This window comes from Halorubrum shenae, from assembly GCF_051194165.1.
In the GTDB taxonomy this organism is placed as follows: Archaea; Halobacteriota; Halobacteria; order Halobacteriales; family Haloferacaceae; genus Halorubrum.
Genome location: NZ_JBLZNI010000006.1, coordinates 80,412 through 102,966 on the forward strand (window position 1 = coordinate 80,412; position 22,555 = coordinate 102,966).

The 22,555-nt window shown below is 66.7% G+C and carries 18 protein-coding genes; 14 read left to right on the forward strand and 4 right to left on the reverse strand.

Translation table 11 applies throughout. The features are described 5' to 3' along the window. Positions 1 to 27 precede the first annotated feature (27 nt). The 3 genes from panB to ACNS88_RS09170 all read left to right on the forward strand — a co-directional run bounded on the left by panB (position 28) and on the right by ACNS88_RS09170 (position 4,047). On the forward strand, positions 28 to 834 hold the full coding sequence (gene panB, locus ACNS88_RS09160) for a 3-methyl-2-oxobutanoate hydroxymethyltransferase (protein WP_435096203.1): 807 nt from the start codon (positions 28 to 30) through the stop codon (positions 832 to 834). An 83-nt stretch (positions 835 to 917) separates the two neighbouring features. Beyond that, positions 918 to 2,969, forward strand: coding sequence for a DUF460 domain-containing protein (locus tag ACNS88_RS09165; protein ID WP_435096206.1), 2,052 nt, complete (start codon positions 918 to 920; stop codon positions 2,967 to 2,969). Between the two features lie 91 nt (positions 2,970 to 3,060). Beyond that, the gene (locus ACNS88_RS09170) at positions 3,061 to 4,047 is read left to right on the forward strand and encodes a tyrosine--tRNA ligase (protein ID WP_435096209.1); all 987 of its coding nucleotides are present in this window, start codon (positions 3,061 to 3,063) and stop codon (positions 4,045 to 4,047) included. A gap of 39 nt (positions 4,048 to 4,086) precedes the next feature. Here the strand turns inward: ACNS88_RS09170 and ACNS88_RS09175 are convergent, their stop codons facing one another. Continuing rightward, positions 4,087 to 4,839: a topoisomerase DNA-binding C4 zinc finger domain-containing protein gene (locus ACNS88_RS09175; protein WP_435096212.1), complete on the reverse strand. Its 753-nt coding sequence runs from the start codon at positions 4,837 to 4,839 to the stop codon at positions 4,087 to 4,089. 215 nt (positions 4,840 to 5,054) lie between these two features. Between ACNS88_RS09175 and ACNS88_RS09180 the strand changes: the two genes are divergently transcribed. Continuing rightward, entirely contained in the window at positions 5,055 to 5,351 is a 297-nt protein-coding gene (locus ACNS88_RS09180; RefSeq protein ID WP_435096215.1) for a DUF5789 family protein, read from the forward strand. A gap of 103 nt (positions 5,352 to 5,454) precedes the next feature. Here the strand turns inward: ACNS88_RS09180 and ACNS88_RS09185 are convergent, their stop codons facing one another. Then, the gene (locus tag ACNS88_RS09185; RefSeq protein ID WP_435096218.1) at positions 5,455 to 7,797 is read right to left on the reverse strand and encodes a DEAD/DEAH box helicase; all 2,343 of its coding nucleotides are present in this window, start codon (positions 7,795 to 7,797) and stop codon (positions 5,455 to 5,457) included. A 171-nt stretch (positions 7,798 to 7,968) separates the two neighbouring features. Here ACNS88_RS09185 and ACNS88_RS09190 point away from each other — a divergent pair, with 171 nt between their 5' ends. The 7 genes from ACNS88_RS09190 (at position 7,969) to ACNS88_RS09220 (ending at position 17,145) form a co-directional block, all read left to right on the forward strand. Next, a complete protein-coding gene (locus tag ACNS88_RS09190; RefSeq protein ID WP_435096221.1) occupies positions 7,969 to 8,331 on the forward strand; it encodes a hypothetical protein in 363 nt (120 codons plus the stop codon). Between the two features lie 81 nt (positions 8,332 to 8,412). Continuing rightward, entirely contained in the window at positions 8,413 to 14,040 is a 5,628-nt protein-coding gene (locus tag ACNS88_RS09195) for an LAGLIDADG family homing endonuclease (RefSeq protein ID WP_435096224.1), read from the forward strand. Beyond that, entirely contained in the window at positions 14,041 to 14,349 is a 309-nt protein-coding gene (locus tag ACNS88_RS09200; protein ID WP_435096227.1) for a DUF7854 family protein, read from the forward strand. Between the two features lie 51 nt (positions 14,350 to 14,400). Continuing rightward, entirely contained in the window at positions 14,401 to 14,739 is a 339-nt protein-coding gene (locus ACNS88_RS09205; RefSeq protein ID WP_435096230.1) for a DUF7855 family protein, read from the forward strand. After that, the gene (locus ACNS88_RS09210; RefSeq protein ID WP_435096233.1) at positions 14,736 to 15,545 is read left to right on the forward strand and encodes a DUF7856 family protein; all 810 of its coding nucleotides are present in this window, start codon (positions 14,736 to 14,738) and stop codon (positions 15,543 to 15,545) included. Before ACNS88_RS09205 ends, ACNS88_RS09210 begins: the two co-directional genes overlap by 4 nt. 61 nt (positions 15,546 to 15,606) lie before the next feature. Beyond that, positions 15,607 to 16,404, forward strand: a complete 798-nt coding sequence (locus tag ACNS88_RS09215; RefSeq protein ID WP_435096236.1) for a pirin family protein — start codon at positions 15,607 to 15,609, stop codon at positions 16,402 to 16,404. 57 nt (positions 16,405 to 16,461) lie between these two features. Beyond that, the gene (locus ACNS88_RS09220; protein ID WP_435096239.1) at positions 16,462 to 17,145 is read left to right on the forward strand and encodes a haloacid dehalogenase type II; all 684 of its coding nucleotides are present in this window, start codon (positions 16,462 to 16,464) and stop codon (positions 17,143 to 17,145) included. A 42-nt stretch (positions 17,146 to 17,187) separates the two neighbouring features. Here the strand turns inward: ACNS88_RS09220 and ACNS88_RS09225 are convergent, their stop codons facing one another. Together ACNS88_RS09225 and ACNS88_RS09230 are read right to left on the reverse strand one after the other, a co-directional pair. Continuing rightward, the gene (locus ACNS88_RS09225; RefSeq protein ID WP_435096242.1) at positions 17,188 to 17,820 is read right to left on the reverse strand and encodes a protein sorting system archaetidylserine decarboxylase; all 633 of its coding nucleotides are present in this window, start codon (positions 17,818 to 17,820) and stop codon (positions 17,188 to 17,190) included. A 2-nt stretch (positions 17,821 to 17,822) separates the two neighbouring features. Then, a complete protein-coding gene (locus tag ACNS88_RS09230) occupies positions 17,823 to 18,872 on the reverse strand; it encodes an AAA family ATPase (protein ID WP_435096245.1) in 1,050 nt (349 codons plus the stop codon). Between the two features lie 474 nt (positions 18,873 to 19,346). Between ACNS88_RS09230 and ACNS88_RS09235 the strand changes: the two genes are divergently transcribed. Genes ACNS88_RS09235 through ACNS88_RS09245 form a run of 3 tightly spaced genes read left to right on the forward strand, consistent with a single transcriptional unit; the run spans position 19,347 to position 22,502 of the window. After that, on the forward strand, positions 19,347 to 20,504 hold the full coding sequence (locus ACNS88_RS09235; RefSeq protein WP_435096553.1) for an ABC transporter substrate-binding protein: 1,158 nt from the start codon (positions 19,347 to 19,349) through the stop codon (positions 20,502 to 20,504). A 31-nt stretch (positions 20,505 to 20,535) separates the two neighbouring features. Further along, on the forward strand, positions 20,536 to 21,561 hold the full coding sequence (locus ACNS88_RS09240) for a carbohydrate ABC transporter permease (protein WP_435096556.1): 1,026 nt from the start codon (positions 20,536 to 20,538) through the stop codon (positions 21,559 to 21,561). After that, positions 21,558 to 22,502, forward strand: coding sequence for a carbohydrate ABC transporter permease (locus ACNS88_RS09245; protein ID WP_435096248.1), 945 nt, complete (start codon positions 21,558 to 21,560; stop codon positions 22,500 to 22,502). Before ACNS88_RS09240 ends, ACNS88_RS09245 begins: the two co-directional genes overlap by 4 nt. Positions 22,503 to 22,555 lie beyond the last annotated feature (53 nt).

The window sequence follows — 22,555 nt, forward strand, 5'->3', positions numbered from 1 at the left end:
TAACCGGTCGCCCGGGTGTGTTCGAGTATGACCACGACGCGGGGACTCCGGGAGAGCGACGAGCCGATCACGATGCTGACCGCCTACGACGCCCCGACGGCGGCGGTCGTCGACGAGGCCGGGATCGATATCGTTCTCGTCGGAGACAGCATGGGCAACGCCGCTCTCGGTTACGACTCGACGCTCCCCGTGACTTTCGAGGAAGTCGCGAGCCGGACCGCGGCGGTCGCCCGCGCGACCGAGGACGCGCTCGTCGTCGCCGACATGCCCTTCCTCTCCTTCGGCGTCGACGAGGCGGAGTCGGTGCGCAACGCCGGGCGACTCCTGAAGGAGGCGAACGCCGACGCGGTGAAGATAGAGAGCGGTCACCACACCGTCGAGATGACCCGACGGATGACCGACATCGGGATCCCGGTGATGGCGCACCTCGGCTTGACGCCCCAGCACGTCAATCGACTCGGCGGCTACACCCGACAGGGGACCGATCAGGCCGCCGCCGAGGAGATCGTCGATCTCGCGGGCGAACACGTCGATGCGGGGGCGTTCGCGCTCGTGTTGGAACACGTCCCCGCGAACCTCGCGGGCGCGGTGACGGAGGCGCTGGAGATCCCGACGATCGGCATCGGCGCCGGCTCGGACTGCGACGGACAGGTACTCGTGATCAACGACGCGATCGGGCTCGGCGAGTGGTCGCCTCCCTTCTCCCGGCAGTTCGGCGACGTGCGCGGCGAGATGCTCGGGGCCGTTGAGGCGTACAAGGACGCGGTGACGGGCGGCGAGTTCCCGGCCGAAGAGCACTCACACGTCGAGTCGGGTCTCGACGACCTGTACTGAGGCTGCTCTGCTGAGCCGGCTTCCACGACGAAACCGCCACACCCGGCGTGGGGTATATACGCGCCAACGGCCTACGTGAATACGTGACAACCCGGACCATCCGCGCCCGCGACCGGCCGGTGTTCGGCGTCGACGTGCACAGCGGCGACGTTCGCGGCGACGACCCTTCCTACGCCCTCGTCATCTTGGACCCCGTCGACGACGACGATCCGGACGCGCCCGACACGGACGAGCCCATGGCCCGGATCACCCGCGACGTGGTGTCGTTCCGGAAGCTCTGCCGGCTAATTGACGACCGCGAGCCCCTGTACGTCGCCACCGACAACGCCTACGAGCTGGCGGCGAACAAAAACGAGCTCGTCGGGTTCCTCCGGTCGCTGCCCGACGGCACCCGGCTGGTACAGGTGACCGGCGCGGAGCGCCCGGAGCCCCTCTCGCGAGTCGCCTCCCGCCACGGGATCCCGTACGGGAAGGATCCGATGAAGGAGGCCGAAGCGTCGGCTCGGCTCGCGGCCGCCAACGTCGGCCACGAGGTGACCGCGTTCACCGACGAGACGCGAGTGAAGGTGTCCCGCGGGCGCTCGACCGGAAAGGGCGGGTGGAGTCAGGACCGCTACACCCGACGGATTCACGGCAACGTCAGGAAGCGGACGCGACAGGTCCAGTCGAAGCTCAAGGAGACGAACCTCGACTTCGAGCGCGACGTGACCGAGAAGTACGGCGGCTACGCGAACGCGACGTTCACCGTCGAGGCGCGCCCGGAGGACATTCCGGTGTCGAACTCGCGGGCCGGCGACGTCCGCGTCGAGGTCGAGCGCGAGCGCCGCGACGGGATCGAGTACGAACCGCTCGTGAAGCGGCGCGACCGGGTGATCGTCGGGATCGACCCGGGGACGACCACCGCGGCCGCCGTGATCGGACTCGACGGCACCGTCCACGCGCTGTACTCCTCGCGGACCGCCGACACGGCCGACGTCACCGAGTGGATCATCGAACAAGGCCGCCCGATCATCGTCGCCGCCGACGTGGAACCGATGCCGGAGACCGTCGAGAAGTTCCGGCGCTCGTTCGACGCCGCCGGGTGGCAGCCCACGACCGACCTGCCCGTCGACGAGAAGCTCCACCGGACCCGCGAGGCCAACTACGACAACGACCACGAGCGCGACGCGCTGGCGGCCGCGCTGTACGCCTACGACGACCACGAGAACCAGTTCGAGCGCATCGCGGCGAAGACCCCGCCCCGGCTCGATCGCGGGGCGGTGATCGCTGGCGTCGTCGCCGGCGGCGACTCCGTGGAGGCCGTCATCGAGGACCTGAGCGAGGACGACGGAGGCGGCGGCGGAGAAGACGGAGAGCACTCCGACGAGACGGATCCCACCGAGCCCGAACGCACCGAGGAGGAGGAGACGATCCGCCGGCTCCGCGAGCGCGTCGACCGGCTGGAGTCGCACGCGGAGTCGCTGGAAGCGGACCTCACCGAGCGCGACGAGCGGATCGCGGAGCTGGAAGGAGAACTGGAAGAAGCGAGGCGGAAAGAGCGGATCGAGGCGCGGAGCCGGCGCGCGGTCTCGCGGCTCGAACGCGAGACGGACCGGCTGGAGCGCGAGCGCGACGAGGCTCGCGAGCGCGCCACGGAACTGGAGGGAAAAGTGGAGACGCTGAAAGAGCTGTGGCGGCTCGACCACTCGAACTTCGACGACGTGGCCGCGGATCAGGGGCTCGCCAGCGTGAAGGTCGTCGAGCAGTTCACGCTCGACGCGATCGAGGCCGCGGACGAAGCGTACGGCCTCGTCGCCGGCGACGTGGTCTATCTGCGGGACGCCTCCGGCGCCGGTCGGCGGACCGCAGAGCGGCTGGCGGAGACGGAGCCGCGCGCCGTGATCCGCGACGGGAACATCTCGGACGTGGCCGATCAGGTGCTCTTCGACCACGACGTGCCGGTCGTTCCGGCCGAGGCGGTCCCGGTCCGCGAGGTCGACGAACTGGCCGTCGCGAGCGAGGAGGCCGTGACGGCCGCCATCGACGACTGGGGGCGCCGGGCTGAGCGCCGGCGGAAGGCCGAGAAACAGGAACACCTCGACCGAATTATCTCGGAGCATCGGGCGGGGCGGACGCTGCCGGAGACCGAGGAGTAGTTCAGCGGCCTTCGCGGCGGGCGCTCTCTCCCTCGCCACCCGTCCGCACGCATCCAGAAGTCATATGACCGACAACCGCACAGTCGTGCGTATGGACGCTTACGAGCGGATCACCCGGAACGCGGCCGAGGTGGTCACCGAGGAGGAGATCGAGGCGCTGGCCGACGACCCCGACGGAAAGCGGGCGTACGTCGGCTACGAGCCCTCGGGAGTCCTCCACATCGGGCACATGCTCACCGCGAACAAGCTCATCGACCTCCAAGACGCCGGGTTCGAGGTGACGGTGCTGCTCGCCGACGTACACGCGTACCTCAACGACAAGGGGTCGTTCGAGGACATTCGCCACACCGCCGAGCGGATGCGCGACCAGTTCATCGCCTACGGGCTCGACGAGTCGAGCACGCAGTTCGTGCTCGGCTCCGACTTCCAGCTCGACGACGACTACACGCTCGACCTCCACTCGCTGGAGCTCGAGACGACGCTCGCACGGGCCGAGCGCGCGATGGCCGAGATCACCTCCGGCGACTCGGTAAAGGTGTCGCAGGCGGTGTACCCCCTGATGCAGGCGCTCGACATCCCGTACCTCGGCGTCGATCTGGCGATCGGCGGGATGGAGCAGCGCAAGGTCCACATGCTCGCGCGCGACGTGCTCCCGAGCATCGACCGCGAGCCACCGACGAGCCTCCACACCCCGCTCATCGCCGATCTGGGCACCGGCCGCGGGAAGATGTCCTCCAGTACGGGGGTCACCATCTCGATGGAGGACTCCCGCGAGGACATCGAGTCGAAGGTGAACGACGCGTACTGCCCGCGGACGGCCGACCCCGAGCCGACAGACGACGGCGTCGAGCGCGAGAACCCCGTCCTACAGGTGTTCGAGTACCACGTGTTCCCGCGGTTCGACACCGTCGTCGTCGAGCGCCCCGAGGAGTACGGCGGCGACTTGGAGTACGACGCGTACGACGCGTTGGAGGCGGAGCTGGAGTCCGGCGAACTCCACCCCGCCGACGCGAAGGGCGCGCTCGCGGAGTACCTCGACCGACTCATCGCGCCGGGCCGCGAGCAGCTCGCGGAGTAGGCGGCTTCGTCGGTTTTCACTCGCTTCTACTTGCCGTCGCTACTCGCTCGCCGTGTGCCCCTCGTACTCACAGATCCCGTCCAGACAGCCGTGGCCAGCGGCGGTTTCGAAGATCGGGAGCCCGCAGTCGCAGTCGTCGACGACGACGCCGGAGGGGATCGAGAACGTCGTCTCGCAGTCGGGGTAGTTCTCGCAGCCGAGGTAGACGCGGCCGGGCGCGGACTGAACGGTGAGGTCGCCCTCGCAGTCCGGACAGCCCCAGACCCGGTCGAACCGGTCGCTGACGGCGGCCTCCATGGGATCGCACCCGGGGTCGAGACAGAGGTGGAACGGCTCGCCGCGCTCGACCCGGATCTTCGGGAGTCCGCAGTCGTCACAGACCCCGTCGGTGACGCTCGCGCCGGCCGGGAGCCCCCATCGCTCCTCGCAGTCGAGACAGACCACGTCGCCGCGCGAGCGCACGAGCACCCCGTCGTCGTCCGGACAGGTACCGACTGGGACCCCGGCCTCAGTGATCGGTAGCGCGCGGCTGGCGGTCGCCTCCTCGGCGACGACCCGGAGCCGACGGGTGCCGTCGCGGGCGGTGACGGAGAACCCGTCGCCGTCGCTCTCGACGACGACCGAGTCCGGCCGGGTGAGCCACGCGACCGGCTGGTAGCCGTCGGCGTCGTGGACGAGGGTGGTGTCGTCGGGCTTGATGATGACGACGACGCGCCCCCGGTGGGTCCGGGAGCGGTCGCCGCGTTCGGTCACTCGACAGTCGCCGGCGAACACGCGGAGTCGTTCGGGCATACGACGGGTGGCCGCGGTATGGGTGAAAAGCGGTCGGCACGAGAGTCCGGTTGAGACGTGAAACAGGCGGCTGTGTGCGTGTTGAACTGACTCGCTTCGACGTTGTGACCCACTTAATCAAAATTCAGTGTGGAGTGAAAACTGGTGGGGTTGATTCGTGGTCGTCGCTTATCACGCAGTGAAGAGACCGAGACGCCGGCTCAGGAACACTTGATATGGAATACTCAGACACAAAGCAGGTCGTCGACCAGTCGCTCGAATTTCCGGTGACACAGACGACGGCGGTCGAAGAGATCGGTACTGTCGAAGTAACGTCTCCCTCCGGGGATTCGGTGACTGTTCGAGAGATTTTAGACCCGATCGAGGAAGACCGTTACCAGACATCGGACGCTCTCTACGCCGCGATCGTCGGTAATCTCGATGAGACGTTCATCGGGCGCAAATACTACGATGACCGGGGCAGCACGGCGTCCGGAACCGGGGCGGAGGGTGGATCTAGGGTCTCGTTCTGACGATCGCTCCCGGTCGTTCGAGACCGGAACTGCCCCAGCGGCGCTTTTATAGGGACCCGGTCGGCGGCGGCGACGCACGGGGGTACGTCCGACGTCGACCCGTCTACTCCACCCGAACCGTTCGCGTGGCCCTGACGGGCATCAGCGGGAGGTCGGGGAAGACGACCTCGACGACGAACGCCAGCTCGTCGGTGTCGGGCGGGCCGAACACGCCGACTGGGACCATCGTCTCCCCGTCCAGATACGTCGTCGTCGCGGTCATCTCCACGTCGTTGACGGTGACTCGGATCCCCGCACGGGCGCTCCCGGAGACGGCGGTCACGGCGACCTCGCACATCTCGTTTTCGCCGACGGCGATGGCGTCGGGGAAGTCGCCCCAGTCGACGTCGATCCGGGGGCAGCCCCGCGCGGCGTCGACGATGCGCTCGGCGACCGAGCCGCTCATGCCGGCGGTTTCGAGTTCGCTCACGCCGGCGTCGACGACGGCGGCGGGCGAGGTGAGCCCGGCGTCCGCGAGCCGCTCGGCGCGACCGGAGCCGACCCCGTCGATCGCGGTGAGCGCGACGGCCTCGCGGGAGACGCCGTGCTCGACGCGCGCCTCGACGCGACACGCGAGGTTCGCGGCGCGGGGGCCGGCGAACCGGTCGAGGAACTCCGCGAGCGCGGCGAGCAGGCGGAGCGCGTTCTGGCGAATCACCCACGCGTCCGAGCGCAGGTCAGAGGGGATCGAGTCGGCCATCCCGGCGAGTAGAATGGCGAACACCTTGCGGTGGCCGTCCTCCAGATCGGTGTCGCGGCCGTCGAGGGTCCGGTCGATCGCGTCCGACTCGGCCGAGCGCGCGGAGACCGAGTCGAACTCGCCGGCCGATGCGACCGTCTCTAACACGGAATCGACCGTCAGCGTCTCCCGGTCGGCGAGCCGCCGGAAGCGACGAGCCGTGTCAAGCCGGAGGTAGTACTTGGAGGCGAGCCGCCCGAGCCCGGTCGGTTCGATCGCGAGGTCGTCGTCGGCCGCGACGAACCCGTCGTCGACGAGCGATTCGAGGGTGTCGCGGACGCGGTCGCGCAGGGTGGCGAACTCGTACTCGTCGGGCTTCGACTCGGCGCGGACGTAGTAGAACGTGGTCTCTAACCACTCCATCACGTCTTCGAGCCCGCGGATCGTCCCCATCGCGATCTCGGCGTTGAGGTGCGATTCGAGTTCGGCGGCGAGCCGCGACTCGATTGCTTTGCCCTCCTTCAACAGCGTGCGGTATTTGTCGGCGTCCGCGCGGTCACAGACCACCCAGCCGTACCCCACGTCGTCGTACCCGGGACGGCCGGCGCGCCCGAGCATCTGGAGCACGTCGAGCGGTGAGATGTCCGTCTCGCCCTCCAGCGGGTCGTGGTACTTCGTGTCGCGGATGACGACGCAGCGCGCCGGGAGGTTCACCCCCCACGCGAGCGTCGACGTCGAGAAGAGGAACTTGATCTTCCCTTGTTTGAACCACTCTTCGACGCGGTCGCGGTCCTCCTTCCCGAGGCCCGCGTGGTGGAAGCCGACGCCGTCGGTAACCGACTGCCGGAGCGTGTCGTTGGTCAGCTCTTTCGCCTCGTTGTGGAAGTCGTAGTCGCCCCGCGAGTCGATCGGGATGTCCCGTTCCGTGATCTCGTCGCGCGCCTTCTTGGCGGCCTGCACCGTATCCTGCCGCGAGGAGACGAACACGAGCGTCTGCCCGTCCTCGCGGACGTGCGGCTCGGCCAGATCGAGCGCGCGGTAGAGCCGCCGGTACTTGTCGGCAAAGGCGTTCGAGCCGTGTGAGTAGGTCTTCACGCCGGTCTCCAGATCGACCGGCCGGTACTCGTCGCCGAACTCGTAGGTCGTCTCCGCGGGCGCGTCGAGCCACTCGGCGATGTCCGCGATGTTCGGCATCGTCGCCGAGAGCGCGACGACGCGAGGGTCCTGCAGGCGGCGGAGCCGCGAGACGGTGACTTCGAGCACCGCACCGCGCTTCTCGCTGTCGAGCAGGTGGACCTCGTCGATGACGACGCAGTCCACGTCAGTAATAAACGAGTACCGCCCGGAGTCGTGCTTTCGGGTGGCGCTGTCGGCCTTCTCGGGGGTCGTCACGAGCACGTCCGCGCGCTCCGCGCGGCGGGGGTTGAGGTCGCGCTCGCCTGAGACGACGTACACGGAGTAGCCGAGCTCCTCGAAGCGCTCCCACTCGCTCTCCTTCTCGTTTGTGAGCGCGCGGAGCGGGGCGATGAAGAGGGCGGTGCCGCCTTCCGAGAGGGTCTTACAGATCGCGAGCTCGGCGAGCGCGGTCTTTCCGGAGGCTGTCGGGGCGGAAGCGACCACGTTGTGGTCAGTCTCCAAGATCCCCGGCAGCGCCTCGCGTTGCATCCGGTTGAACTCCTCGAACCCGAAGGCGTCGGCGAACGCCGGCACCGCGTCCGCGACCTTCACGCCGCACCACGCCCGTGGGCGACTCGACGGCAACCGAGAGTCGTTCGCATCACGTCGAACCGGGGGCCTCAAGCGCAAAGGCGTTTCTCATGTGGGCGGGTCGGTCGCCGCGGGCGAACGCGTCGGTCGTCGACCCCGAGCGTTTACGTGACAGCGGGTCGACCGCCCGGTATGATACCGTCGTCGCCGGCCGTCATCGGTGGAGCGGCCGTGATCGTCCTGCTCGTCCTGCTGGTCGTCGTCCGTCGCCTGCGCGCCCCCTCGTCGGGCGCGCGCGAGTCGAAGCGCGCCCACGAGGCCGCCCAGGAGCGCGACCCGCCGGTCGACATCGGCGAGACGTACGAGTTCGGCGTCACCGAACTCACCGATCACCACTCGGGCAAAGAGGTCGCCGTCGGCAAGGTGGAGGGATTCGTCGTCTTCACCAAGGATATCCCCGGCGACGTGGCGAAAGGCGACGTGATCCGCGCGAAGGTGCTCTCCTTCAACGAGGGGCGTACCTCGGCGGACGCGACGTTCGTGACGAAGGGCTGATATGCCGGTGTTCTGCCCGAAACGGATCACCTCCGCTCCGAGCATGAGGTTCATACGTGGTGGCGACGAAGAGATTTCGTAATGGCTCAGGCCGGTAATCAGGACCTCACGGAGCGGTTCATTCAGTTCTACCGCAACTACTACCGCGAGGAGATCGGCACCCTCGCGCAGCGATATCCCAACGAACAGCGCTCGCTGTACGTCGAGTACGACGACCTCTACCAGTTCGACCGCGACCTCGCCGAGGACTTCCGCACGAAGCCGGAGCAGATGCGCGAGTACGCCGAGGAGGCGCTGCGGCTCTACGACCTCCCCGCAGACGTCAGTCTCGGGCGCGCGCACGTTCGGATCGAGAACCTCCCCGAAAGCATCGACATCCGCGGTATCCGCGTCCACGACGATCACATCGGCAAGCTCGTCTCGATCAAGGGGATCGTTCGCAAGGCGACGGACGTTCGCCCGAAGGTGACCGAGGCCGCCTTCGAGTGCCAGCGCTGCGGCACGATGACGTACATTCCGCAGTCCGACGGCGGTTTTCAGGAGCCCCACGAGTGTCAGGGGTGTGAGCGACAGGGCCCCTTCCGCGTCAACTTCGATCAGTCGGAGTTCATCGACTCCCAGAAGCTTCGCATCCAGGAGTCGCCCGAGGGGCTCCGCGGCGGCGAGACGCCCCAGAACATCGACGTCGACATCGTCGACGACATCACCGGAGAGGTGAGCCCCGGCGACCACGTCACCTGCGTCGGCGTCCTCCACATCGAACAGGTCGAGCAGGGAAACGAGAAGTCCGCCATCTTCGACCTGTACATGGACGGCGTCTCCATCGCCATCGAGGACGAGGAGTTCGAGGACATGGACATCACCGAGGCGGACAAACGCGAGATCATCGAGCTCTCCAACCGCGATGACATCTACGAGGCGATGGTCGACTCCATCGCGCCCGCCATCTACGGCTACGAGGAGGAGAAGCTCGCGATGATCCTCCAGCTCTTCTCCGGCGTCACCAAACACCTCCCCGACGGCTCGCGGATCCGGGGTGACCTGCATATGCTCCTGATCGGTGACCCGGGTACGGGTAAGTCACAAATGATCAGTTATGTAGAGAATATTGCCCCAAGGTCAGTTTATACCTCTGGGAAAGGATCATCTGCAGCGGGCCTGTGTGTCACCGGAGACACGAAGATACACACTTCGAACGGGTTCGTTCCGATCCGTGAGATCGCGACAGAGTACCATCCGGAATCGGTCGGTTCCGAGACGAGTGCTGACGCGAACCACGATCTCTACACCTTCGATCGAGCGTCTGGAAGGATCGACCTCACCGGGAGCTCCCACGTCTGGCGGATGCCGGAGAAGCCGTGTCGGCGGATCGAGACGGCGCACGGAAAGGATCTTGAAGCATCCGTCAACACGCCCGTCCTCGTCTGCGGCGAGAACGGGATCGAGTGGAAGTCGATCTCGGACGTCGACGCTGGCGACCACGTCGGGGTACCGAAGTACACCGACATCGATCGCTCGTCCCCGCCAGTCCGTGAGTACGTCGAATTCACGGAGGAAAAGATCAAGCCGACCGACGGTTCGGTCGAGTTCCTCCGTTCCGAACTCACCGAAGAGTTCGGAACGCTCCGCAATGCTGCAGCCGAACTCGGTCTCTCGGAAGACTTCGTGTACGACACCCTCTCGAACCGGCATATTCCACTTAGTAAATTAGATACGGTCCTCACGGCGATCGGAGCGGATATCGATGACATTGTCATCGATCGTGTGATGCTCCGCCATGGCGGCGGTGTTACGATACCCGATGAGTTTGACGCGGATCTGATGTACTTGATCGGCCTCGTCTTCGGCGACGGTGACGTGATGGTTTCCCGACGAGGCGGAAATCGCGGACACGTCCGAATCTCGAACTCCGACGAAGAGCTGCTGGAACGCGCCGCGGACATCGTCGAGACAAAGTTCGACAAGTCAGTCGATATCGAGTATCAAGACGATCGTGTCCCCTGCATTCGACTCCACAGTGCGACCGTTGCCCGCTTCTTCAGCAACGTCGGCGTCGAGTCGCCGAAAGACGATATCGCCCTCGATCCGAAGCTCACAACCGCCGAACACGCCGACGCCTTCCTACGGGGTCTGTTCGATGCTGACGGCTCCGTGTGTGGGCGCGATAACGGGGGATCCAGCGTTCAGTTTTCAACCGTCTGTAGCGAACTCGCCGAACAGGTCCAGCTGATGCTGGAAACGTACGGCGTTCGGTCTCGGACGCGTGAGCGCGATCGCCGCGGGACATACGAACGGGCCGACGGCCACGAGATCGAGTCGACGTCGATCCAAACGCATCTCGCGATATACGGGAAGGAGCTCGACGGATTCGCCGACCGAATCGGGTTCCGGTCGACGACCAAGTCAGCTGCGCTGGATGAGATCGTCCGCGATGCACCTCGACGCGGCGAACGACTTCCTATCGGAAACACCCTCGCTCGTACCGATGGGGGCGCAGGCAGGTACTGGCAGAATCTGAACCGCGGCGACGATCCGAGTCGTGAACGGACCCTCTCGATGATCGACGATCTCAATCTCGGCGATGTCGGCCCTCTGGTTGAAGAAGTTGCCAGTGCTGACCTCGTCTGGGACGAGGTTGTCGACGCCGAGAACACCGGGAAAAAAGAGGTGTTTGACCTAACCGTTCCGGACACGCACAACTTCCTCGGAAACGGACTCGTGACACACAACACCGCAGCAGCTGTACGCGACGACTTCGGCGACGGCCAGCAGTGGTCGCTCGAAGCCGGCGCGCTCGTGCTCGCCGACAAGGGGATCGCCGCAGTCGACGAGCTCGACAAGATGGACTGCGTGACCGGCGACACGCTGGTCACGCTGGCCGACGGGCGCGTGGAGCGCATCGGCAAACTGGCACGGGAGGCCGCCGAAGACGGCGAGATCGAGGAGCTCTCGAACGGTCGCCGTGTCCGCGACGCCGACCTCGACGTCTGGACGATGAGTGAGGACGGGCGGCTGGTCGAACGTCCCGTCTCTGCGGTCCACGAGTACGACGCGCCGTCGGAGCTGACTCGAGTGACGATGGAGACCGGGGAGTCGCTGTCCGCCACCGCCGACCACCCGTTCTTCGTGCTGGACGACGGGGAGCGCGTCGAACGTGAGGCGGCCACACTCGGCGAGGGGGACTGGGTGTACGTTCCCCGAAGCATTCCGACGAAGGCTACGGACGGTGCAGGGGCGGTAGCGGCGGCAGGCAGTAGCGTTGACGCCGAGACCGTCGACGGCGAACTCGTCGGCGACGACGAGAGAGTCGACGCCGCGATGGCGAGCGTTCTCGGGTATCTCTCCGGCGACGGAAACGTCTACTACGACCGCGAGGAGGGCGCTTATGGCGTCCGGTTCACCAACGCCACCGACGAACTGCTGGCCGACTTCGAGCGATCGGCGCGGGAGGCGTTTGGCGCGGAGCCGACTCGACCGCCGAGTGAAACGCGCGAAGACGGCGTCGAGACAGTCCGAATTACCGGAAAAGCACACGCCGACGCCGTTCTCGAAGCCGGGATGAACCTCGGCCGGTACGACGAGAAGCGCTTCCCGACCCCTGTTTCGACGGGGGACCGCGCGGCGAAGGCCGCATTTGTCCGCGCGCTGGCCGACAGCGAGGGCCACGTCGACGAGTCGGCGGGCAACGTGCGGGTGTTCTCCGCGAGTCGCGACCTGCTTCGAGGCACGCAAAATCTCCTCCTACAGTTCGGCGTGTCGAGCCAGTTGCAGCACCGCGAGCGCGACGAGGGACGAGACGTGTACATTCTGACGGTGACCGACGCGGATTCGCTGGCGGCGTTCCGGCGCTTCGTCGGCTTCACCGCGACTCGGAAGGCGGAGGCGCTCGACCGAGTCGTCGAGTCTGCCGACGGCGACCGCACGATTCTGGACGTAGTTCCGGACATCGACGACGTCCTCGCGAGAGGCCGTAAATCGCTCCGCCTTCACCAGAGCGAGTGCGGGCTCAACGCGGGAACGTATCACGACTTCGAGAGCGGAGCGGCGAACGTGTCGCTCCATCGTGCTCGTCGGATACTCGCCGCGTTCGAGGACAGACTGGAGGCGGTGACTGAGGATCGTTCGGTACTCGACGGCGATCCGCCGTGGGAAACTCTCGCCGAGATGCGCGATCAGTACCACGTCTCTCAGTCCGAACTCGCCGAGGGAACGGCGCTGTCACAACAGCAGATATCTCGAGAGTGGGGCAAGAGCGACGACGTTCGCCGAACCGTGACGAATCGACTGCGGAATATACTCACTGCGGTCGCAGAGACCGATGTCGACGACTTACGAGAGTTCGTCCGCGGGGACGTGAAGTGGCGTCGGGTCGAGTCGGTCGAAACCGTCCCGCCGGAATCGACCGAGGACCGCCGCAAAGTGCTTCGACAGCGGCTCGCCGACGTTATCGGTGGCCCAACCGAGAACGTCGAGAAACGCGCTCGAGACCTACTCGAACGCGGTCCGATCGGCGAGACGCGAGAGGAATTGGCGGCCGCACTCGACGCGTACGGCGTCAGTCAGGCCGATGTCGCGTCGTCGCTCGACGTGGATCAGGCCACCGTCTCGCGGTGGCTGTCCGGAGCCGTCGAGACGGACCGCCTCGGAGACGTACGTGAGGCAGTCGTGGGCAGAGTCGACGACATCGAAGAGGAACTGCGCGCTCTCTTGACGCGGATCGAAGACGGGCGGACCCCGAAGGTGTACGACCTGACCGTTGAGGAGACACATAACTTCGTCGCGAACGGCCTAGTCGTTCACAACTCATCTGACCGCTCCGCGATGCACGAGGGCCTCGAACAACAGCAAATCTCCATCTCGAAGGCGGGGATCAACGCGACGCTGAAGGCGCGGTGTTCCCTCTTAGGTGCGGCCAACCCCAAGTACGGGCGGTTCGATCAGTACGAGCCGATCGGCGAGCAGATCGACCTCGAACCCGCGCTCGTCTCGCGGTTCGACCTGATCTTCACGGTGACTGACAGTCCGGACCCGGAACACGACTCCCGGCTGGCGAAACACATCATCAAGACGAACTACGCCGGAGAGATCAACACGCAGCGCGAGGAGCTGGCGAGTTCGGAGTTCACGCCGGAACAGGTCGCGGAGGTGACACAGGAGGTCGCCCCGGAGATCGAAGCGGAGCTGCTCCGGAAGTACATCGCTCACGCGAAACGCTCCTGTTACCCGACGATGACGGAGGAGGCGAAAGAGCTGATCGAGGAGTTCTACGTCAACCTGCGCTCGAAGGGTGCCGACGAGGACGCCCCGGTCCCGGTCACCGCCCGAAAGCTGGAGGCGATGGTGCGGCTTGCGGAGGCGAGCGCGCGGCTCCGGCTTTCGGACACCGTCGAGCGCGAGGACGCTGACCGCGCGACCGACATCGTCGAGTCCTGTCTCAAGGACATCGGCGTCGATCCGGAAACGGGACAGTTCGACGCCGACGTGGTCGAGACGGGTACCTCAAAGAGCCAGCGCGACCGCATCAAGAACATCAAAGCGCTCATCGCCGATATCGAAGAGGAGTACCAGGAGGGGGCGCCCGTCGACGAGGTGCTCGACCGCGCCGGCGAGATCGGGATGGACTCGGGGAAGGCCGAACAGGAGATCGAGAAGCTCCGCACGAAGGGCGAAGTGTACGAGCCCCAGCAGGGTCACCTCAGAACGACGTAGATGGACCGAATCTCCGCGATACGGAACGTCGAAGACGCGCTCCGCGCGTTCGAGGACGGCGACGCCGACCTCGCCGACACCGAGCGACGCGTGGCGGCGGTCATCCGGACGTACGCGACGGAGTTCGACGGCGACGACGACGTGTTCCGTGCGGTCGGCGAGGAACCGGTCGACGGGATGATCGTGGTCGCGCCGTCGGCGCCCGCGGCGCGAGAGCGCGTACTCGCACTCTCCGGGTCCGATCGTTTAGAGGATACGACAAATGTGATAACCGACCCTGTCCCCGAATTCGACGTGGAACGAGTGTGATCCTCGTACCAGTTCGGAACCGATAAGTTCCGGAACCGATCAGCCGCGTTCGTGCTGCTGGTCGTAACGTATTCCGCGGCGGCCCGCACCGGCCTTCGGAACCTGTGTCGCCGCCACGAGGACACGGTGGTGCGACGGTTCGGGCGGGCGGCGCTGCTCGACGCGACGGTGTACGCCGCGTTCCTCGCGCTCCGACTGCGCGAGTCGTACGGCGGGGACGTACAGATCGAACGGACAGAGCCGTTCAACGAGTTCGTCGTACTCGACGAACCGGTCCGGGAGGCGGCGAGCGCGTACGCGAACCGCGACGCGAAGTCGACGCCGTATGCCGCGTTCGCCTCCGGGACCGATCACCCGGATCCGGACCAGCTGAAGGGCGAAGAGCTGTGAATAGTACGGACAGATGGGGTGAGGCCGAGAGACCCGGCGAAACGGACGGATGCGACGAGAGCGCTGCCGCCTCCGAGCCGGCGATTCCCGAGCCCGCCGCCGTGATCGGTCGCGTCCCGACGGCGGCAAGCTTCCGGCGCGAACTCGCTGCGGCGGCCCGGACGCGCGGATTGGCGTCGTCGGTCGAGAGCGAGCTGATCGAGGTCTGCGATGCGATCGCGTCGATCGAGGTCGAACCGGTCGACCTCGATGCGGCCCGGCGTCGGGTCGCGGCCGCGAGCGGCGAGGAAGAACGGCTGAAAGAGCGCGTCGCGGCCCTCCGCGGGAGCGTGCAAGCGCGCAGAGCGGTCGAGGCGGAGACCGACGAGGCCCTCGGCGACTTGGAGTCCGCGGCCGCCGAGCTGTCGGCCGCGCAGAGCGAGCGGATCGCGGCCGAGCAGGCGCTTCAACGCGCCCGCGAGCGAGCCGCCGCTGCTCGAGATGCCCGTGAGCGACGCCTCGAACTCCAAGACCGACTGCGGAATCGCCGCCGAGACGCTCGCCAAGAGCTCGCAAGGGAGGTGTATCCGGCGTTCCGCGACGCGCTGTCGGCTATTCCGAGTGTCGGCCCCGCCGATGCCGGCAGCAAGCCCGCGGCGTACGACGGCCCGTCTCTCGCGGCGTCGCTGGCGGCGGTCCGAGTCGCGGAGCTTGACGGGCCGGTCGTGCTTGGGACGGCTGCAGTCGGCTGGATCGCCGATCGCGGCGAAGCGGCGCCGGAAACGGTGATCGACGGACCCGTGTGTCGACCGTGTGGCCGGTGGTGAGTCTGTCGCTCGGCGATCGGCGACGCGCGCCTTATCAATCCCGGACTCATCAGATCGAGTTATGACTCCAGACGAGGCGACCGCGGGCGGCGTCGAGCCGCTCTCCGGCGAGACGGTCCGACACGGAACGGGCGTGAACTCCGATCGCGCGTTTCCGACGAACGGCCACCCCGGCAACCTCGACCCGTTCGTGCTGTTCGAGCGGTTCTACATCGACCCCGAGAAGGGGTTCCCGATGCACCCGCACAAGGGGTTCGAGATCGTCTCGTACATGATCGAAGGCGGGATGGACCACGCCGACTCGCTGGGCGTCGAACACACCGCCCGGGAGAACGAGGCGATGCGGATCACGACCGGGAGCGGTATCCGCCACTCGGAGTTCCCCGCCGACGGCGAGGCCTGTAACGGGCTCCAGCTGTGGGTGAACCTCCCGCGCGAGGAGAAGGAGGCGGACCCGGACTACGTCGACGCGAGCGCGGCGGAGCTCCCGACGACCGGCCTCGACGGTGCGACCGTCACGACCGTCGTGGGCGAGGGATCGCCGATCGAGCTACACACGCCGATGGAGTACCTCGACGTCCACGTCAGCGACGCGTGGACGTGGACGGTGCCGGACGGGTGGGCCGGCTTCCTCTACGGGGTCGCGGGGAGCGGGACCGTGAGGGAAGCCGGCGCAGACGCCGGCGACGGGATCAGAGCCGACGCCCGCCGTGAGTTCGCTGCGGGCGACGTGCTTCCGAACGCGGACGCGCGGGACGTGACGGTCGAGAGCGATGAGGGAGAGCGGCTCCGCTTCGTCGCCGTCTCCGGGCGCCCGCACGGCGAGCCCATCCGCCAGCAGGGACCGTTCGTCTTATAAACCGGTCGCTGCGGGAAGACGGGGTATGATACCGCGGGCCGCCGAAGGCACGACCGAATGTCGCTCGACCCTGACCGCGTTCAAACGGTAACGTTCGACTCGTACAGCACCCTCGTCGACGTGGAGGCGGCGGAGGCGGCGCTCGCCGACCGGGTTCCCGATCCGGAGCCGGTGTCGCGGCTCTGGCGCTCGCGGTCGCTGGCGTACACGTTCGTCGCGAACGCGATCGATGCTTACCAGCCGTTCTACGAGATGAACCGCGACGCGTTGACGTACGCACTGGGGGCTCACGGTGTTGATCTGGCACCTGAAGCGCGCGACGAGATCCTCGCGGTGTACCACGAGCTGGAGGTGTTCGACGACGTGCGGTCGGGGATCGAGCGCCTGCGCAAGGGGGGCTACGACCCGTACGTACTTTCGAACGGGAACCCGGAGATGCTCGACTCGATGGTCGAACACGCCGGGATCGGTGACCTCGTCGCGGGGACCATAAGCGCCGACGAGGTGGAGACGTTCAAGCCGGCCGCGGAGCTGTACCGCCACGGCGCCGCCCGAACGGGGACGCCGATCGACGGGATCGTCCACGTCACCGCGGGCTGGTTCGACGTGCTTGGGGCGTCGCACGCGGGGATGCAAGCGGTTCGCGTCGACCGGAAGGGGACCCCGTGGGAGCCGTTCGCGGGCGAGCCGGACCTCACGATCGAGTCGATCCACGAGCTGGCCGACGAACTGGGCGTCTGAGACGGTCGACCAGCGGTCGAGAGGTGCGTCTGCTCCGAACGGTTAGTTTCGCTCGGCGATGATCGTCTCGCCGGCGCGCACCGCGTCGCCCTCGCGCACGAGAAGGTCGCTCTCGTCGAGATCGGCGGGGAGGATCACGTCCGCCCGCGAGCCGAACGAGACGTGACCGACGCGCTCGCCGCGGTCGACGGCGTCGCCGGGCTCGACCGAGGGATGGATCCGTCGGGCGAACCAGCCGGCGATGATCAGCAGCTCGTACTCGCCGAAGTCGATCACGACCTGCTCGTTGCGGTCGGACTCCTTGTCGAAGGCGGGCCGGTTCGCGCCGGGGCGGTGCCGCACCTCGCGAACTTCGCCGGCGAGCGGGGCTCGGTTCACGTGCACGTCGGTGACGTTCATGAACACGCCGACGCGCAGGCGCTCGCCCTCCGCGCGGACGACGCTCACGGTCCCGTCGGCGGGCGAAACGACGGTCCCGTCGGTCTCGGGCGTCGCTCGGTCGGGGTCGCGGTGGAACCAGAGGACCCCGAGCGCGAGCGCGAACAGGCCGATCCCGAGCGGCGGCAGGAACGGGAGCGTCACCGCGGCGGCGAGCGCGGGCGCGAGCGCCAGCCGCCACGCCTCGTCGACCACGTCGAACGGGAGCATCGTCGCCAGCGGGGGATTCCGGGCCATCGTCAGGCCCCCGCGGGATCTCGGAGGGCGGGTCGGAGCTCTGTGCGTCCCGCGGCCCACGCCGCGAGCAGGTGAACGAGGTGGGTCCGGTCGTCGAGTCCGTCAACGAGGTCGAGATCTGCCTCCCCGGCGAGGACGTGGAGCCGCGCGAGGTCGTCGCCGCCGTACTCGGAACCCGCCCGGGCGACCCGCAGGGTCTCCCGGAGGAGCTCCCCGCCGTCGTACCCGCCCTCGTCGAGGAGGTCGTCGAGGGTCGACCGCGCGTCCTTGAAGTCGCCGGCGCGGGCGTCGGCCAGCGCCTCCCGGATCGCGTCGTCGTCGCCGACCTCACCGAGCGTCTCGTAGGCGGTCGACATTGTTATCTCGCCGCCCTCGACGGCGGTGGCCTGCGCCGAGAGGATCGCCTCCCGGAGGTCGCCGCCGGCCGCGCTGGCGACGAACTCCAGTCCGTCGCCGTCGTAGTCGACGGCTTCCCGGTCGCATATCGTTTCGAGCACGTCGATCGTCTCGTCGGTCGTCGGCGCGCGCACGCGAATCGGGAAACACCGCGAGCGGATCGGCGCGATGAGCTTCGACGGCTGCCGAGTCGCGATCACGAACTGCGTGGTGCGGTGGTGTTGCTCCATCACGCGCCGGAGCGCCTGCTGGAAGTCCTCTCGGATCGATTCGGCGTTGTCGAGGAGGACCGTCTTGTACTCGCCGGACATCGGCGCGTACGACGCTGACTCCTTCAGGACGCGGTTGATCATGTCGCGTTTTGCCATTCGACTGCGGCCCTGCAGGAACCCCTCGAATCGGGGATCGGTTCGGATCTCCTTTTTCGTCCGCCCGAAGAAGTCGGCGACGTTGATCTCGATCAGGTCACTTTCGGGGCTCTCGTGGGCGGCCTGCGTCAGCGCCCGCGTCGCCGCCGTCTTCCCGACTCCCGGCGGCCCCTGCACGACGAGGTTCATCGGCTCGTCGACCGCGCGCTCCAGCCGCTCGCGGGCCTCGTCCTGTCGGATCTCGTCGAGCGCGGGAGCGTGCGCATCGATCCACAGCGGTCCGTCCATGTCGTGTTCGTCAGGGCCGGGCGCTCAAGAATCGGTCGGTCGGTGCGCCGCCCCGGCGAGTTCTCCTCGGCAGTCGAGGGCGCTTGACCTCCTCCTCCACCTGAAGGCGACGGTATGCGCTCACATCTGTATCAGCGACGATCGACGACAATTCGTTACGATCGCCCCCTGACAAGTCGTCTAGAAGTCGGTCGCCGACGGGACTCGATCCGTACCCATATTTCCAATTTACCGCGTAGAAGCCTCCTACGGCGCACTGACACGGACCGTGTTTATTAATAGGGATTTGAGTAAATGAACATCAATCATTAAGTATGGTGCATCCGAATCCCCAAGTACATGTCACGTGACAACAGTGCCGACTCGGAGAGTAGACTCACCCGTCGCCACTATGTGGCCGGCGCCGGCACCCTTGCGACCGTAGGGATCGCGGGTTGTTCCGGGGGCGGCGACGGCTCCGGCGACCCGGTCGAGGTGCTCCACGGCTGGACCGGCGGCGACGGCGCCACGGCGGCCGAGGCGCTTGAAGAGGCGTTCAACGAGGAGTATCCGGACACGGGCCTCCAGATGAATCCCATCGGCGGCGGCGGCAACGAGAACCTCGACGCCGTCGTGGCGAACCGACTCCAGAGTGACGATCCGCCGGGATCGTTCGCTAACTGGCCCGGCCCGAACCTCCTCCGCTATCAGGGCGTCCTCGGTAACGTCGACGACGTTTGGGAGGAAAACGGCTTCGAGGACGCGATGGTTGATGAGGCAGTCGAGCTCCACCAGCAGAACGGCAGCTACCGCGCCGTCCCGCTCGGCTCCCACCGACTGAACTGCCTCTTTTACAACGTCTCCGTCGTCGAGGACGCGGGGATCGACGTCGAGTCGCTGAACAGCCCCTCGGCGCTCATCGATGCCTTCGAGACGGTTTCCACCGAGACGGACGCGATCCCGATGACCCACGGGATGGCCGGTACCTGGACGACGACACAGCTGTGGGGCGCCGTGATGCTCGGCGTCAACGGCTACCAGCCGTACATGGACTTCCTCGAGGGGAACGGCGACGAGAGCGCCGTCCGGTCGGCGTTCGAGACCACGGCAGAGATGCTGGAGAACTACATCAGCGACGACGCCTCTTCGATCGGGCTGACCGAGTCGAACCAGAACATCATCAACGGCGACGCCGCGTTCATCCACCAGGGTAACTGGGCGGCGGGCGCGTTCCGGAACGCCGAGGACTTCGAGTACGGGGACGATTGGGGCTTCAAGACGTTCCCCGGCACGGAAGGGATGTACACGCTCCACTTCGACTCGTTCCTCTACCCGTCGGACAACCCGACGCCGGAGGCCTCGAAGACCTGGGCGGCGTTCGCCGGCAGTCCGGAGGCCCAAGTCGCGTTCAACCAGTACAAGGGCTCGATCCCGACCCGGACCGACGTGAGCATGGACGAGTTCGGTCCGTACCTCCAGGAGACGGCCGAGGACTTCGCAAACGCGGAGTACCGGCCGCCGAACCTCCAGCATGGCCTCGGTGTTCCCTCCGAGACGATGACGGCGCTCAACGACGTCATCTCTTCGGATTTCACCGGACCGTACGACGTCGACGCCGCGACCCAGGGCTTCCTGGACGCGGTGTCGAACTGAACTCCGCGCGATGCTCGATTTTTACCGTCGATTGCACCGGACGATCAGTCCCTCGTCGCGGGACGACGACAGCGAGGTCCGAACGGACGGCGGGGTCGTGAGCGATAGCTCCGACACCGACCCGGCGCCGGAACCGGATCGGGACCGGGCGGCCCGTCTCAAGGCGGCCCTGGACCGGCGCTTCGGGAGCGACTTCATGGAGTCGTCCGTCTTCTGGCTCCCCCCGTTCCTGCTGATGGGGCTGTTCGTCTACGGTGCGATCATCTGGAACCTGCTGATCTCGCTGACCGACTACCAGCGCTTCGAGAACGCGCCGGACTACTCGAATCTCGACTTCGGGATGTACACGCGGGCGCTCGCGGACTCCGGATTCATCGACGCCGCGGTCAACACGCTGATCCTGCTTATCGCGTTCACCGCAGGGACGCTCGTAGTCGGGCTCTTACTCGCGATCCTGATCGATAGGGGGATCCGGTTCGAGAACACGTTCCGGACGATCTACCTCCTGCCGATGAGCCTCTCGTTCGTGGTGACGGCCCAGTTCTGGCTGTGGATCTACAACTACAACCGTGGGATCGCCAACAGCGTCGTCGGGACGTTTGGACTCGGTCCGGTCAACTGGCTCGGCAACCAAGATATCGTCCTCTACGCGGTCATCTTCGCGCTGATGTGGCAGTTCTCGGGGTACGCGATGGTCGTGTACCTCGCCGGGCTCCGAGCCATTCCGACAGAGCACTACGAAGCGGCCACGGTCGACGGCGCGTCGGCCCTGAAGATGTACTGGCGCGTGATCATTCCCCAGCTGAAGGGCGCGACGATCAGCGCCGCCGTGGTGCTGATGGTGTTCGGGATGAAGGCCTTCGACTTCCTCTACTCGCTGTCGGGGGGTTATCGGCCGCCGAACGGCGCCGACATCTTAGCGACGAAGATGGTGCGTGAGGCGTACGCGAATCTCAACTGGGCGTACGGGTCGGCGATCGCCATCGTCCTGTTCGGGATGGCGCTCAGCGTCATCGGCCCCTACCTCGTGTACGAATACCGGAGGGACAACCTATGAGTGACCCAGAACCTCGAACCGACGGCGGCGCGACGACAAGGACGGCGCGACTGCGCCGGACCATCGATCAGCTGACGGTCGAGGACCTCGGCCTGTACATCGTCTTGACACTCGCGGCGGCGTTCTACCTCGTTCCGATCGAGTCCGGCCTGGTCACGTCGTTCAAGACTGGCACTGCAATCATCCAGACGGCGCCGTTCGCCCCGCCCGGCCCGTCCGGGCTCACGTTCGAGAAGTGGCGGACGGCGATCGACGTCCTGTTGCGCGGGATGGGGAACAGCCTGCTGTACGCCGTGCCCGCGACGGTCATCTCGGCGTTCATCGGGAGCGTCACGGCGTACGGCCTGACGATCCCGACCTGGAAGAAGTCGTACAAGGCGGTGGTACTCATGCTCATCGTCGCCGGGATTTTCATCCCGTACCAGGCCGTGCTGGTCCCGCTGACCCAGTTCTGGTCGCAGTGGGTTCAGCTCGACGAGGTACTGTGGTTCGTCTGGTCACTCGGGATCGACGACGACTACGTCGGCATCATCGAGTTGGTGGTCACCCACGTCGCGTACGGGCTCCCCATCTGTACGCTCCTGTTCCGGACGTACTACAAGACGATGAGCGACGAGATGATCGAGTCGGCCCGTCTCGACGGAGCGACGCTCCGCCGGGTGTACCGACGGATCGTCCTCCCGCTCTCGGGACCGATGTTCGCCGTCGTCTTGATCTATCAGTTCACCCAGATCTGGAACGATCTCCTCTTTACGCTGGTGATCGTCTCGACGGAATCGAGCCCCGCGGCGCCCGTCGTGTTGATCCTCGCGGGACTCGGGAGCTCGCTGGAGGGGCAGGACTTCGCGCTCCGGATGGCCGGAGCGTTCTTCGCGGCGCTGCCGACGCTCGCGGTGTACATCATCTTCGGCGAGGAGTTCGCCGAGGGGGTGGCGGCGTGACCCGCACGCCAACTCAGTCCGGCGGCGGGACCCGTCCGAGGCGAGGACGTCCG

Coding starts and splice junctions, on each gene's coding strand:
- panB (WP_435096203.1), top strand. CDS start 28: ATGACCACGACGCGGGGACTCCGGGAGAGCGACGAGCCGATCACGATG.
- ACNS88_RS09170 (WP_435096209.1), top strand. CDS start 3,061: ATGGACGCTTACGAGCGGATCACCCGGAACGCGGCCGAGGTGGTCACC.
- ACNS88_RS09175 (WP_435096212.1), bottom strand. CDS start 4,839: ATGCCCGAACGACTCCGCGTGTTCGCCGGCGACTGTCGAGTGACCGAA.
- ACNS88_RS09180 (WP_435096215.1), top strand. CDS start 5,055: ATGGAATACTCAGACACAAAGCAGGTCGTCGACCAGTCGCTCGAATTT.
- ACNS88_RS09190 (WP_435096221.1), top strand. CDS start 7,969: ATGATACCGTCGTCGCCGGCCGTCATCGGTGGAGCGGCCGTGATCGTC.
- ACNS88_RS09195 (WP_435096224.1), top strand. CDS start 8,413: ATGGCTCAGGCCGGTAATCAGGACCTCACGGAGCGGTTCATTCAGTTC.
- ACNS88_RS09200 (WP_435096227.1), top strand. CDS start 14,041: ATGGACCGAATCTCCGCGATACGGAACGTCGAAGACGCGCTCCGCGCG.
- ACNS88_RS09215 (WP_435096236.1), top strand. CDS start 15,607: ATGACTCCAGACGAGGCGACCGCGGGCGGCGTCGAGCCGCTCTCCGGC.
- ACNS88_RS09220 (WP_435096239.1), top strand. CDS start 16,462: ATGTCGCTCGACCCTGACCGCGTTCAAACGGTAACGTTCGACTCGTAC.
- ACNS88_RS09225 (WP_435096242.1), bottom strand. CDS start 17,820: ATGGCCCGGAATCCCCCGCTGGCGACGATGCTCCCGTTCGACGTGGTC.
- ACNS88_RS09230 (WP_435096245.1), bottom strand. CDS start 18,872: ATGGACGGACCGCTGTGGATCGATGCGCACGCTCCCGCGCTCGACGAG.
- ACNS88_RS09245 (WP_435096248.1), top strand. CDS start 21,558: ATGAGTGACCCAGAACCTCGAACCGACGGCGGCGCGACGACAAGGACG.